The sequence below is a fragment of the Natronobacillus azotifigens genome, from assembly GCF_026805325.1.
Lineage (GTDB): Bacteria > Bacillota > Bacilli > Bacillales > Amphibacillaceae > Natronobacillus > Natronobacillus azotifigens.
This window is the reverse complement of the sequence record NZ_JAPRAT010000003.1, coordinates 109555-122994: the sequence shown is the minus strand read 5'-3', so window position 1 is coordinate 122994 and position 13440 is coordinate 109555. Positions and strand designations below refer to the sequence as shown.

At 38.7% G+C, this 13440-nt stretch carries 14 protein-coding genes; 11 read left to right on the top strand and 3 right to left on the bottom strand.

The window, feature by feature from the left end:
* Positions 1–260 precede the first annotated feature (260 nt).
* Together OWO01_RS02765 and OWO01_RS02760 are read right to left on the bottom strand one after the other, a co-directional pair.
* Positions 261–2294: a penicillin-binding transpeptidase domain-containing protein gene (locus OWO01_RS02765; protein ID WP_268778897.1), complete on the bottom strand. Its 2034-nt coding sequence runs from the start codon at positions 2292–2294 to the stop codon at positions 261–263.
* Positions 2269–2886, bottom strand: a complete 618-nt coding sequence (locus OWO01_RS02760) for a class D sortase (RefSeq protein WP_268778896.1) — start codon at positions 2884–2886, stop codon at positions 2269–2271. Before OWO01_RS02760 ends, OWO01_RS02765 begins: the two co-directional genes overlap by 26 nt.
* A 336-nt stretch (positions 2887–3222) precedes the next feature.
* Here OWO01_RS02760 and OWO01_RS02755 point away from each other — a divergent pair, with 336 nt between their 5' ends.
* The gene (locus OWO01_RS02755; protein WP_268778895.1) at positions 3223–3717 is read left to right on the top strand and encodes a VanZ family protein; all 495 of its coding nucleotides are present in this window, start codon (positions 3223–3225) and stop codon (positions 3715–3717) included.
* Between the two features lie 2 nt (positions 3718–3719).
* Here the strand turns inward: OWO01_RS02755 and OWO01_RS02750 are convergent, their stop codons facing one another.
* Entirely contained in the window at positions 3720–4355 is a 636-nt protein-coding gene (locus OWO01_RS02750) for a YigZ family protein (RefSeq protein ID WP_268778894.1), read from the bottom strand.
* Between the two features lie 110 nt (positions 4356–4465).
* On the opposite strand from OWO01_RS02750, the gene OWO01_RS02745 reads away from it, so the two are divergent.
* From OWO01_RS02745 to flgK, 10 genes are all read left to right on the top strand, one after another.
* A complete protein-coding gene (locus tag OWO01_RS02745) occupies positions 4466–5611 on the top strand; it encodes a sensor histidine kinase (RefSeq protein WP_272505978.1) in 1146 nt (381 codons plus the stop codon).
* Positions 5612–5926: 315 nt separating this feature from the next.
* Positions 5927–6601, top strand: a complete 675-nt coding sequence (locus tag OWO01_RS02740) for a response regulator (protein ID WP_268778893.1) — start codon at positions 5927–5929, stop codon at positions 6599–6601.
* 259 nt (positions 6602–6860) lie between these two features.
* Positions 6861–7703 (top strand): DegV family protein, encoded by an 843-nt coding sequence (locus OWO01_RS02735; RefSeq protein ID WP_268778892.1) that lies wholly within the window; start codon positions 6861–6863, stop codon positions 7701–7703.
* Positions 7704–8027: 324 nt separating this feature from the next.
* Positions 8028–8267, top strand: coding sequence for a hypothetical protein (locus OWO01_RS02730; RefSeq protein WP_268778891.1), 240 nt, complete (start codon positions 8028–8030; stop codon positions 8265–8267).
* Positions 8264–9649, top strand: a complete 1386-nt coding sequence (locus OWO01_RS02725) for an ATP-dependent helicase ComFA (RefSeq protein WP_268778890.1) — start codon at positions 8264–8266, stop codon at positions 9647–9649. The genes OWO01_RS02730 and OWO01_RS02725 overlap by 4 nt, the downstream gene beginning before the upstream one ends.
* 26 nt (positions 9650–9675) lie before the next feature.
* A complete protein-coding gene (locus OWO01_RS02720) occupies positions 9676–10371 on the top strand; it encodes a ComF family protein (RefSeq protein WP_268778889.1) in 696 nt (231 codons plus the stop codon).
* 84 nt (positions 10372–10455) lie between these two features.
* Entirely contained in the window at positions 10456–10872 is a 417-nt protein-coding gene (locus tag OWO01_RS02715) for a TIGR03826 family flagellar region protein (protein ID WP_268778888.1), read from the top strand.
* Between the two features lie 73 nt (positions 10873–10945).
* Positions 10946–11209: a flagellar biosynthesis anti-sigma factor FlgM gene (flgM, locus tag OWO01_RS02710; protein WP_268778887.1), complete on the top strand. Its 264-nt coding sequence runs from the start codon at positions 10946–10948 to the stop codon at positions 11207–11209.
* A gap of 211 nt (positions 11210–11420) precedes the next feature.
* Complete coding sequence (locus tag OWO01_RS02705) at positions 11421–11912, top strand: flagellar protein FlgN (RefSeq protein WP_268778886.1); 492 nt, start codon at positions 11421–11423, stop codon at positions 11910–11912.
* 23 nt (positions 11913–11935) lie between these two features.
* A complete protein-coding gene (flgK, locus tag OWO01_RS02700) occupies positions 11936–13438 on the top strand; it encodes a flagellar hook-associated protein FlgK (protein ID WP_336283690.1) in 1503 nt (500 codons plus the stop codon).
* The last annotated feature ends 2 nt before the right edge of the window (positions 13439–13440 follow it).

Here is a 13440-nt window from a genome sequence, read left to right as displayed (position 1 = left end):
GAAGACAGTGGTGAAGATTCACTTAAGAAAAAAAGACCTGATCATAGAATTGATCAGGTCTTTTTTATCCCGGAGCAACCATCCATAAGACTCTCACTTCAAAACAACGAGAATATCAAGTTGTTTACGTGGAGGTAACGGACGCTAGCACCCCGAAGGCTTTAAGGCCCTTAGGTCTTCCTTTAAGACTAACAATCAGTGGGAGAATATCTAAAAACCCCCACTGATTGAAGTTTCATTACCTATTTTTTAAATACGACCTATCTGATTTGTTCAAAAAAGGAAGCTGTTTTGCCAGCAACATAACCACTTCCACCTTTATCTTGTACGTGCTCAACCATCATTGCTACGAGGATATCTTCCTCACTAGGATAGGCAACAAACCAACCGTTTTCCTGTGCGCCTTCGTCTGTTAGTGATTGTTTTAATTCGGCAGTACCTGTTTTACCAGCGAGTTCAACTGTATCGGTGTTCGCCGCGCGTGCCGTTCCGTTTGGAGCGATAACTGCTTGACGCAATGCTTCACGAATATAACTCGCATGTTCCGTTTCTACAAGCCCATCGGCGATAAATGTACCAGTCGGTTCATTTACTTCGAGAACGGGTTGAATCATCGCACCATTATTTAAAAACGGTGTATAAGCAACAGCCAGATGAAGTGCACTCATAAGGATTTCACCCTGACCATATGCGGAGTCAGCTAATAAAATTTCTCGATCAATTGAACCGTCATTAGAAACAGTGCTAGCTGGGATTGGGTATGTAAACGGTAAGGTATCGCCAAATCCGAATGCTTCTAATCCAGTGACAAAAGCTTCCTGGCCTAATTCCACCATTTTTTGGGCAAAGTATATATTATCTGAGCGAACTAAGGCATCCCTTAAATCTACTGGACCTGAAGATTCTGATACACGCCGAACTTCGTAGTTCCCCCAACCTTCTTTTGCCCATGTCAATCCATTGATTTCAATTCCTTCATCTAAATCAATTCCATCATTAGTCAAACCAATTGCTCCAGTGATCGGTTTTATTGTTGAACCGGGTGAAAATGTTGCAGCGAATCGATTTAATAATGGATTTTGCTCATCTTCTTGCAATGCTTGCCAATTCGTTTGACTAATTCCATAAGCGAAAGTATGCGGGTTAAACGCTGGACTGGAAACTAGTGCTAATGTCTCTCCGGTTTTTGGGTTAATTGCAACAGCAGTACCGGCATCTTCTTCATAACTGTTAAACAGTGCTGTTTGTATGTCAGCATCTAAAGTCACCGTGATATCTTCACCATCAACAGCTTCTTGCTCAGCAATTGTCGTTCGACTGTTATCTGATACAGCAACAATACGTGTTCCGCGCGTTCCACGTAATCTTGATTCGAATAATTGTTCCAAACCTCGCTTGCCAATCACATCATTTTGATGATAAACTCCTGGTTCTTGTTGCTCTAATTCTTCCGCAGTAATCCCACTAGTATAGCCAATCACGTGTGCCATTGCGTCTTCATAAGGATACGCACGAGCGGTTACATCTTGTTTGATTACGGATGGAAGGGAGAAGATTTGATCAATTAGTTCTTGATCATGGGTAGGAACTTTTTTCAATGGAACAAAAACGTCATCGGTAACCCAACCAGCAGAAAGTTCCCGTTCAATACTGGCGATGTCCATCTCCAATAAAGTGGCTAACTCTTCCATTTCTGTTTCGCGATCTTCGAAAAGACCGGGTTGAACACCAACATTGTATACGATTTCATTGACAGCAAGACCGTTCCCGTTTCGATCGAAAATCTCTCCTCGTGCTGGTTCAGAACGTTCAACAGCAATTTCGGCCCCTTCACGTAATGCAGGGAAAATAAGGCCGGGATGCCATTCGATAAACCAATCACTTTGCTCATCTTCTTCATTTATTTGCTCGACTAAGATAATCTCTGATGTAAAAGTGATTTCACCAGCAATCGAATTTTTCGTAACTTCGATGGCAAAAACTGTTGATGGTTCTTCTTGATCCTCATCATCTGGTAGCTGATACGAAATATTTAAATCAGTTATTTCTAAATCTTGATATATTTTTTGGTAACGATCGATAAAATCTTCAGTAGAGTAGTCTTCTTGACTTGATGCACTAATTAATTGGTACATGGCATCAAAATCTTGTTCATGCCAATGATCGACATAATCAATAAAGCGATCTTCGGGTTTTATTTCTTCATCCTCTGAGCAAGCAGTTAAGAAGATAACCAGCAATAGCAAAAGACTATAAGCTAGGGGAGATTTAATCATTCGTACTTTCTTTTTCATCACTTACCTCTCCTTCGACAGGCACTGCATAGACAACATAACGTTCGGGTGCACTTCCGACAAAAGAAAACGGATAACAAGTAGTAAGAATCAATTCTTCATTTGGTGCGGTTGATGTAATAACCGTTCGATCATCTTTGTCGACAATTTTGTAGTCTACCATTTCATAGGTGAAATCTCCATAAGGTAGTTTCAGTGTAAAGGTATCACCAATCTCTACTTCTCCTAAACGTCGAAAAACAGTATCACGGTGACCGGACAAGACAATTTGATCATTTTCCCCTGGGAAGGCGGAATTGATAAAATGCCCAACGCCTTTGTCTAGATCCTCATCGTCAGTACCTTCGACGATTGGGAAAGAGCCATCAATACTTTCCATTTCTAATATACCAATAATATCACCTTGCTCCGGTTCAAAGGCAGCAAGTTCTGCATTTTTCGCATCTTTATTTCTTTGTGGAGAATTTTCAATTAATTCTTGTGCTGCTATGTAGCTCTCCTTTTCCATAGCCTGAAGTCGAAAATATTGATAACCACCAACAGACAGAAAAGCAATCCCGATCAAAATAAAGACGATAGCAATCTTTTTCATGAATGAACCTCCTCGTTTTGTTAAACAGATTTCCATTTGATAGATTATTCGTAATATTTTTATCCCGGAGCAACCGTCCGTAAGACTCCCACTTCAAAACAACGAGAATATCAAGTTGATTAAGTGGGAGTAACGGACGCTAGCACCCCGAATGGTTCAAGGGCCTTTAGGTCATCCTTTAGGGCTAACAATCAGTGGGGGAATACCTAAAAACTCCCCACTGATTGAAGTTTCACTTTATGATAATATATAGAGATATAACTAGCGATAAGGTTAATATCTTTAATTAAATCATACCACATTCACAACAATTTCCATAGAGTAGGAGATGTTATTTTGAGAAAAATTCGTTACTGGCTGTTTCCGATTGGATGGATGGGACTAATTTTTTATTCCTCATCACAACCTTATCAAAATCAAGATCTAAAACCATTATTGCAAAATCGCTTTGACTTTACTTTTCTAGAGCTAGCAGTCGAAAATATTGCTTTCACCTATCATCAAACAGAAATTAGTGTTGCGAATTTAGGTTTGTTACGCTTTATTGAATTTTTTATAAGAAAGGGCGCACATGTTGCCGTGTTTTTTGTACTTGCTTGCTTATTTTATTATGCATTTAGAAAAACATTCCCGCATTGGGGGAAATTAAATCTCGCCTGGGCGTTTGTAAGTACGGTTACTTATGCCGGACTTGATGAATGGCACCAAGGTTTCACCCCAAATCGAACAGCTTATTGGGGAGATGTTGTGTTAGATGCATTTGGTGCTCTGTTAGCAGTTATTGTGATCTATCTTTGGTTGGCTTGGAAAAAATCTCGAAAAACTCGATAACTTTACGTGGCGGATGATTCTATGTATTTTTCCTCTGTTTCTTTTATCACAACTTGATCGCTTGTTAAGTCAACAATCCAATCTTTAAACTTTTCAACATGATCTATTTCTACAAGGACATGAAAAGTTACTTGATCTAAATAATCGATTGCTTCGATTAGATAGTTAGCATTACGCAGTTCGTTTTCTATTTTTCCAAGCAGTGGATAAGCTACTGTAAGTTCCAGTTGCTTCATTAACTTTCTATTTACAATTCCGGTTGTGTCAATAGCTTGGGAGGTTGTACTGGAATACGCACGTATTAGCCCACCAGCCCCCAATTTAATTCCGCCAAAATATCTTGTAACCACGACAGCAGTATCTTTTAACTGCCGTTTTTTTAAAACTTCAAGTATAGGTACACCAGCCGTTCCACTTGGTTCCCCATCATCGTTTGCTTTTTGGATCTGATCGTGTTCGCCAATTAAATAGGCAGAACAATTATGAGTAGCAGAAGCATGGGCTTTTTTAACCGATTGAATAAAAGCTTGTGCTTCTTCTTCTGTTTCTACACGTTTCACATGGCCAATGAAGCGAGACTTTTGAATTTCCACTTCGTCCTGACCAGACAAATTAACTGTATAATAACTTGAAAGCATAACGAACAAACCTCCCTCTGTTCCTTATTATATGATGAAAAAATCAAAACGGCAATTAAGATGACAATATGCTATTATAGAACTATCTAAGCATGGGATAGGTGATAGAGATGAAAAAAACAGACGACAAAGCATTAGATAAAATCATCGATGAAATGGTCGAGACCGTGAAGAATAGTAAAGATGAAATTTATCAGATTACCGAAGAATCTCGAGAAGAATATTCCTTGTTATCAGAACAATTAGTGGTGATTAAGAAAGAAGTTGAAGAACTTATTTCTCAATCGGATATATTGGAGCACAAAGAGAAGTTGAGCCGAAATCGACTAGCTACGGTTAGTGAGAATTTTGATAAATACTCAGAAGCAGAAATACGTGATGCTTATGAAAAAACACATGAATTGCAAAGTGAGCTAAAAATGAAGCAAGAACGCGAGAAATCTTTGCGTCATCGGCGTGATTATATTGAAAGACGTCTAAAAGTTTTGCAACAGATGATTGAGCGGGCAAGTGGTCTAGTTAGTAAAGTATCGGTAGTGTTAAATTATTTAACCGAAGATTTTAAAAAGGTGAGCGATATTATTCAAGATGCCCACCAAAAGCAACACTTTGGTTTGCGCATTATTGAAGCCCAAGAAGAGGAACGGAGAAAATTATCACGAGAAATTCATGACGGACCTGCACAGATGTTAGCGAATATCTTGTTACGATCTGATCTCGTGGACCGAACGTTTCGTGAACGAAGTCCTGAAGAGGCAATTAAAGAGATGAAAAGTGTTCGATCAATGGTTCGTTCTTCCCTTTATGAAGTGCGTCGTATTATTTATGATTTGCGCCCAATGGCACTTGATGATCTAGGTCTTGTCCCGACAATTCGAAAGTATTTAGCTAATTTGGAAGAGTATAACCAAATCGATATTCCTTTTATAGAAAAAGGCAAATTTCATGAATTAGATAGTAAATATGAAGTTGCCCTTTTTCGCTTAATACAAGAAGCTGTTCAAAACGCAATAAAACATGCCAAACCTAAACTTATTACGGTAAACCTAACGATAACAAAAGAATTTGTATCAGCAAGAGTCAAAGATGACGGCATTGGTTTTGACCAAGAAATTGAAAAAGATAAATCCTTTGGTTTAATCGGAATGCGGGAACGAGTAGAGATGTTAGAAGGCGATCTTGAGATTAAATCTGTTATCGGAGATGGTACGGTTATTTATATTAAAATACCATTAAATGAATCACCAGAAAGTTAAAAAAATAGGAATAGATTTATGATACAATGTTCAGCACAAAAACTAAAAAAACGGGCAGTGGAATAGGTGCCACTTTTTTAGTGACATTTTTCACAGATATTTTACCTGATTTTGTGATAAATGATTCAAACTATTGTATAATAAAGTTAGCTAGCGCAAAAAGATACATATTTTATGAAATAAGTGAAATTATGTAGTCCCAATTACCTCTTTATAATTATAAAAAGGATGACGATAATAAGAACAGCAAATGGTGGATTCTAAAAAGACATTAACTAGATAGATATAAGAAGATGTTGGGAGGAGAAAAATAGTATGACGAAAAAAATAATATTAATTGATGATCATGTGCTATTTCGTGAAGGTGTCAGAAGAATACTTGACTTTGAAAAAAGTTTTGATGTAGTAGCTGAGGGTAGTGACGGGGATCAAGCTATTGAATTGGTTCAAAAGTATAAACCTGATGTCGTGTTAATGGATATAAATATGCCACATATTAATGGTGTACAAGCTACGAAAAAAATATTTCATGCATATCCAGATGTCCACGTTATTATTTTGTCTATTCATGATGATGAGAATTATGTAACCCATGCATTAAAATCAGGTGCACAAGGTTACTTGTTAAAAGAAATGGATTCGGAAGCGTTAATTGACGCGATTAAAATTGTTAGTGATGGTGGTGCATACTTACATCCAAAAGTAACGCACAATCTTGTAAAAGAATTTCAACGGTTAAGTGAAGTGAAGGATGGTGGGTTGGAAGATATTGAGCATCGTAAACCACTCCATTTGCTAACGCGTAGAGAATGTGAAGTTCTGCAATTGCTTGCAGATGGAAAAAGTAATCGTGGTATCTCCGAAACATTGTTTATTAGTGAGAAGACGGTGAAAAATCATGTTAGTAATATACTACAAAAAATGAATGTAAATGATCGTACACAAGCAGTGGTTCAAGCCATTCGTAATGGTTGGGTAGAAGTAATTTGATTTGAATCAAACAATCTAGCAGAAGTGCTGGATTGTTTTTTTGTTTCTGTGGACACTAAAAGAAAATGACAATTGAATATTAAATTTATGGGATAAGTTGATTAATCGGGAGTATTTACAATTACTTTAGTGAAAGACTATTAATTTCACGTGGAATTAGGTAAAATGGAAGAACAAGTGCATATTATTTTTTTATATGCATCGCAATTATCTTATATTTTTAAAATCGAGTAGTAAAAGAAAGGTACGGATATAACACATGAAAGTAGCGATAATGACAGATAGCACAGCGTACTTGCCTGAAGAGCTTAGAAAAGAATTACAGATCGAGATGGTGCCATTAAGTGTCGTATTTGGTGATAGATCTTACGAAGAAGAAATAGATTTGCCTGCAAGTGATTTTTACCCACTAGTACGAGATGCGAAGGAGTTACCCAAAACATCTCAACCTTCCATCGGTTATATGACTGAAAAATTAGAACAACTTTCAAAAGAGTACGATGCCGTTGTATCGATACACTTGTCTAGTGGTATAAGTGGAACATATCAATCAATGCAGACAGCTGGATCAATGGTGGACGATATCGATGTCCATGTGTTTGACTCAGAAATTAGCTGTATGCCTCAAGGTTTCTACGTACTAGAAGCAGCTAAATTAGCTCAAGAAGGCGCAACACCTTCTACTATTCTTGCCCGTCTAAAAGAAATGAAGCAATCAATGCGAGCTTATTTCCTTGTTGATGATTTAACTCATCTACACCGTGGCGGACGTTTAAGTGGAGCACAGGCATTGGTAGGAAGTATGTTACAAGTGAAGCCGTTGCTTCATTTTGTAGACACAAAGATCGTTCCTTTTGAAAAAATTCGTACCCAGAAGAAAGCTATCAAACGATTAATTTCATTATTTGATGAGGACGCGAAAACAGGAAAGCCAATTCGCGCAGTCGTTATTCATGCGAACTGCCCAGACGAGGCAAAAGCAATCGTAAGCGAACTAGAACGCAATTATCCAAACGCCGAAATTAGTACAAGCTATTTTGGCGCAGTAATCGGCACACACCTAGGCGAAGGATCACTAGGACTTGGTTGGTACGCAAAATAAGTTGATAGGAAAAAACTCCACTTTGGTGGAGTTTTTTAATTGGTAGAGAAGAGGGATGGAGTGGAGAACGCGAGCAAATTGGAAAAGATGCACGTAAAACTCGTAGAATGCACGCAAATCGGAAAAAATGCACGTAAACTCGTGAGCATGCACGCAAATATGAAAAGATGCACGCAAATCCCTGAGAACGCGGCCATAACATCCGAGACTCTTAGCAACCCCGGCCGTCTATAAAAAAATGAAAAAACTCCTCGTTATTCAAACCTCTCCATAGTATAATAAAAGTAAATACTTACCATCCTTCAATCCAAGGAGTGCTGATTAATGAAAAGTCTTTTGAAAGATATTGCTCTCTTGCTTGTGAAAATCCCCCTCGCGTACTTTTTCTTTCGTTTGTTATTGGATGTGTTAAACCATTTGGTCTCGTTATTTCGTATACCGATTCACTCGATTCCAAATTTTTTTGCATTTATTTTTGTTTTGCCGATTATTATCATGCTTGCCTATGCCGCTGCAAGCAAACTAGTCAACCTTGCAACTGAAAAATTCGGGTGGGAAATATGAACAAATATGCTAATCGATACGATGGCCGCCTGCTTCTCCGATCAGAAATCAGCTTAGATGAGATCACATTTCTACAACTCCGCAACGAAAAGAAATTCCAACGACTGTCTGCTTTTATCCAGAAACGTTATTCCTCCCAACTTCAATGCCGCCGCTGTGGAAATAACAAAAAACATCTCCTCGGAATAATCCCTTGCCAAGCATGCAAGCAAACACACCACTATTGTCGAAACTGTATCGAGATGGGGCGCGTGATGACTTGCGAACCTTTATATATATGGACAGGTCCTCCTGCCAAATGGCCTTCCCAAGCAGACCCCTGCCAATGGTCGGGTGAACTCACCCATGTCCAACAAAGAGCTGCTGAAAGAATTGTGCAAGCGATCCAAGCAAAAGAAAAAGAATTACTCATTTGGGCTGTGTGTGGGGCTGGAAAAACAGAAATGCTGTTTGCTGGTATTGCCCATGCTATTCAAGCCGGAAAACGTGTTTGTCTAGCTACTCCACGTGCAGATGTTGTTCGCGAACTTTATCCACGGTTTCAGCAAGCATTTCCGAACACAACACTTGTTGCCTTGCATGGAGGAAGCGGCAATAATCATGACACAGCACAACTTACGATCACAACTACCCATCAATTGTTAAGATATCAGCAGGCGTTTGATATTATGATTATTGATGAAATAGACGCCTTTCCTTTTCATGCCGATCAGCGCCTACCATTCGTAACAAATCGCTCCGTTAAAAAAAACGCCACTATGTTGTACCTAACAGCTACACCAAGAAAAAATCTGAAGAAGCGCAGCAACAAAGGCGAACTTGCCACGATCTTTGTTCCTGTTCGTTATCATGGACAACCTCTGCCAGTACCTCGGCTGAAAATGACAGCCCAATTAGCTCGAAGTTTAACACGTGCAAAGCTTCCTACGATATTTTGGGGCTGGTATCATCAACGAAGCAATCCAAATCGACAAGTTCTAATTTTTGTTCCAACGATAGCACAAGCCAATCATCTAACCGAACCTCTTCAAAAAAACTTACCACAACAAACCGTTACATCCGTTCATGCAAATGATCCTGATCGAACCGAAAAAGTTCAACAATTTCGTAACAAACAAATTGACACCCTCCTTACGACAACGATTTTGGAAAGAGGTGTAACGTTTCCTTCTGTTGATGTAGCGGTGATCGATGCGGGGCACGATGTATTTGATGAAGCGGCACTTGTGCAAATTGCTGGACGAGCAGGTCGTAGCCCGAATGATCCGACGGGTGAAGTGATATTTTTTCATCAGGGAAAAACAGAAGCAATGTTGGCTGCCATACGTGTGATCAAACAAATGAATAAAAAAGCATGTGTAATCAATCGAGAAAAATCATAAATCACAACAAGCAAAAGGAGGCTCTTATGCACTGTCTATCTTGTAATCAAATTATTGTTCCAGAGATTACCTGGAGTAATTTCATCTTGCCTGACCGACTATCCAATTGCTGCTCGACTTGCTCAGAAAAAATGTCTCTCATCCATGATCCAACTTGCTCGATATGTGGAAGAGAACAACACTCCGCACAAAAAATCTGTTCTGATTGCAGTCGTTGGCAAGCAAATCATCGAATGAAAAATCTCATCCTCTATAACCGTTCGGTATATCACTACGATGATTTTATAAAATCAATCGTTGCACGTTGGAAGTATAGAGGTGATTATCAGTTATACCAACTTTTCACCATAAACTTTCAAGAAAAGTTCAAACAGTACTTTCCAAAACCACCCAAACCTACCTACCTTGTTCCAATCCCTCTCAGTTCCGAACGCCTAAAACATCGAGCTTTCAACCAAGCAGAAGCTCTAGCACAATTACTTCCGTATCCAAGCTTAAACATACTCACACGAACAGAAGGGGAAAAGCAGTCAAAGAAAAATCGAAAACAACGCATCATGATGAAAAATCCTTTTACTCTTAATCGTGAACTCCCAGCAGAAGCCAAATCTGTCATCTTGATTGATGATATCTACACGACAGGTACAACATTACGTCATGCAGCGACTCTCATTCAACAAGCAGGGTGTGAGCAAATTTGCAGTTACACCCTTGCCAGATAAGGGGAAAATAACTATTCACATCTAGAGAAACGTGTCGATATATATGCTATAATAGTAGGATAGAATCGAAAGGGTGGGATTCTCGTGGGTGAACTCGACAATTGCTCCAATTGCGGGAAATTATATGTAAAAACAACAAGAAACGTTTGTCAGGATTGTTTTAAAGAAGAAGAAAAGAAGTTTCAACTTGTTTATGAATTTATGAAAAAGCGAATTAATCGTCAAGCAACCATACCAGAAATTTATGAAGGAACAGGTGTAGAAGAAGACTTGATTATTAAATTTGTTAAAGAAAATCGACTTCGTGCTTCACAATTCCCGAATTTGACTTATCCGTGTGATAAATGTGGCAGTCCGATTAAGGAAGGAAAACTTTGTGGAAGTTGTTCATCGGGGTTAGCAACGGATCTAGAAATCCATAGTGAGCGAGAAGAGTTAAAACGTAAGAAAGAAGAACAGGCGAATAAAACGTATTTTGCTGTAGATAAAGGCAAAAAATAATTAAACATTTACAATAACCTACCGATAAAAATAGTAACAATGCGTAAGCGGATAAGAAGGAAGGTGATCGGTCTTGAAAATTCATGGTCCTAATCATACCAAAGTTAATGCATATCAAAAGCAGGTTCATAAACAGTCACCCGAGCGGATAAAAGAACAATCAAAAGCGGATCAGCTGCAAATTTCAGACCAAGCAAAAAAAATGCAAGAAACACAACAAGTGCAACCGCAACGAGAAGCACGTGTAGAGGCAATCAAACAACGAGTCGAATCTGGTAAATACCAAATCGATGCGGGTAAGATCGCTGCAAAGATGTTGCGTTTTTGGAACAAGTAATTGAACATGCTCGTTACTATAGGAATCGATAAAGTGGAGTTTTACGGACTATTTCTCCAAGACAAACAACAATTGTAAGGTTATGCTTCGCTATAAGCTGGCGTAACCTTCGTCTTTTGGTCGGAATGTTCATGTCTCATTCCTCAATAAAAAAGCAAAATAGTTACCCTTAATCGATACTTTCTTAACGAAAAAAGGAGGAAACCTGAAGATGTCCATCGCAGGAATTATTGCATCACTGGATCAATTAGCACAACTTCATCAAAGCCTTCTTCAACTCTCCTTGTCAAAAACAGAGGTATTGAAAAAAGGGGATACTGAAGAGCTCCAAAAATTATTAAAAAAAGAACAAAAACATATACAAGCAGTAAATCAAGTCGAAGCACAACGGTTATCGAAAATAAGACAGTGGGCAACCGATCATAATTTTGATCCAGAAGCGACAACGGTAACTTTTTTATTAGAGCATTTACCCAATGAACAAGAAAATCTGGCACTTGAGGAAGTAACAACTTCGTTAGCTGAAACACTTGTTCAATTGAAACAACAAGAAGCATTGAATCAACAACTGACCGAGCAATCGTTACAATTTGTCAAAATGAATATCGAAATGCTCGCACCATCGATCCAAAACATTAATTACGGTAATAAACAAAAACAAACGAGTGAAAACAAGCGCTCCGTTTTTGATTCGAAGGCATAACGATTTTTAGGAGGTTGAACATTGTGTCAACATTTCAAGGGCTAGAAGTTGCAAAAAGAGCATTGAATGCTCAACAAACAGCACTGTACACAACATCACATAACATATCAAATGCAAATACAGAAGGGTATACACGCCAACGAGTGAATTTTGAACAAGTATCTTCACTTGCTCCGACCAGATTTCCTGGAGGAACAAAATCAAGTGTTGGAAGTGGTGTACAACCAGGATCCATTCAAAGAATTCGAGATCAATTTCTTGATGTGCAGTACCGAAAAGAAAATAGTAAGCACAGTTATTTTGATACAAAAGCCACTGCGTTACGACAATTGGAAGGTATTATGAACGAACCAACAGAAGAAGGGTTAGCTTTTTCTCTAGAGCAGTTCTTTAATTCGTTACAAGACTTAGGGGTGAATCCAGATGATGCAGGTACTCGTGCGGTCGTAAGTCAACGTGGGCAAGCTGTGGCTGATTCTTTTCAATATATCGCTAGTTCATTGGAAGACGTGCGTGGAGATCTCAAAAACCAAATCGATGTAACTACAACTGAAATGAATTCTATCATTGATCAAATCAATAATGTGAATCGAGAAATCGGAGGGATTGAGCCACATGGACAAGTACCCAATGATTTATATGATGAGCGTGATCGCCTAATCGATCGTTTATCTAATATAGCAGATATAAGTGTGAGTTATCAGAAGAGCAGTGGTCAACCGAGTCCGGTTGCAGAGGGTATAGCTACGGTAACGCTAAATAACGTTGGGCAAGAAGTTACGTTAGTAGATGGTGCTACGCATAGCGTAAATCATTTGAGCATTAGTTACACGGATGAAAATAATGTTGAGCAGTTCACTTTTACTGATGCAAATGGAACCACAATTGAAATTGCTCCAAGTGATTTTAACACCAATGGTAATTTAAGAGGCTTAATGGAAATGAGTGGATTTATCGATGCAGATGGTGAAATTGTAGGACAGTTTAATGCAATGCGTGATAGCTTGGATGAGATGATCACTGCCTATGCGAACGCATTTAATGAGGTTCACACTGCTGGTGTTGATCTAGAAGGAGAAGAAGGTATTCCGTTTTTCATCTTTGATACGGATGATCCAACCGGTTCTATTGTAGTTAATCCAGCCATTGTAAATAATCCCAATTTGATTGCCGCTAGTCAAAATGGTGACAGTGGTGATGGAAGCAATGCGAACGATTTAGCAGACGTGCTCAACAACCAAAATGTTGGCTTAGGAAATCGAACGTCTGTTAAAAGTTATTATCAGTCGGTGATTGGAAACATGGGGGTTGCCGCACAAGAGGCAAATCGTATGAAAGATAACTCCGCTGTGCTACGTCAACAAGTGGAAGAAAATCGCGCGTCAACAAGTGCGGTATCATTAGATGAAGAAATGACGAATTTAATCAAATTCCAACATGCTTACAATGCAGCTGCTAGAAGCATGACTTCCGTTGATGAGATGTTAGATCAAATCATCAATCGAATGGGATTAGTAGGAAGGTAGGT

Bases quoted from the DNA above. Each gene is read 5' to 3' on its own strand.
- OWO01_RS02730 (WP_268778891.1), top strand. From the start codon at position 8,028: ATGAAAAGTCTTTTGAAAGATATTGCTCTCTTGCTTGTGAAAATCCCC.
- OWO01_RS02735 (WP_268778892.1), top strand. From the start codon at position 6,861: ATGAAAGTAGCGATAATGACAGATAGCACAGCGTACTTGCCTGAAGAG.
- OWO01_RS02750 (WP_268778894.1), bottom strand. From the start codon at position 4,355: ATGCTTTCAAGTTATTATACAGTTAATTTGTCTGGTCAGGACGAAGTG.
- OWO01_RS02760 (WP_268778896.1), bottom strand. From the start codon at position 2,886: ATGAAAAAGATTGCTATCGTCTTTATTTTGATCGGGATTGCTTTTCTG.
- OWO01_RS02720 (WP_268778889.1), top strand. From the start codon at position 9,676: ATGCACTGTCTATCTTGTAATCAAATTATTGTTCCAGAGATTACCTGG.
- OWO01_RS02745 (WP_272505978.1), top strand. From the start codon at position 4,466: ATGAAAAAAACAGACGACAAAGCATTAGATAAAATCATCGATGAAATG.
- OWO01_RS02765 (WP_268778897.1), bottom strand. From the start codon at position 2,294: ATGAAAAAGAAAGTACGAATGATTAAATCTCCCCTAGCTTATAGTCTT.
- OWO01_RS02725 (WP_268778890.1), top strand. From the start codon at position 8,264: ATGAACAAATATGCTAATCGATACGATGGCCGCCTGCTTCTCCGATCA.
- OWO01_RS02740 (WP_268778893.1), top strand. From the start codon at position 5,927: ATGACGAAAAAAATAATATTAATTGATGATCATGTGCTATTTCGTGAA.
- OWO01_RS02705 (WP_268778886.1), top strand. From the start codon at position 11,421: ATGTCCATCGCAGGAATTATTGCATCACTGGATCAATTAGCACAACTT.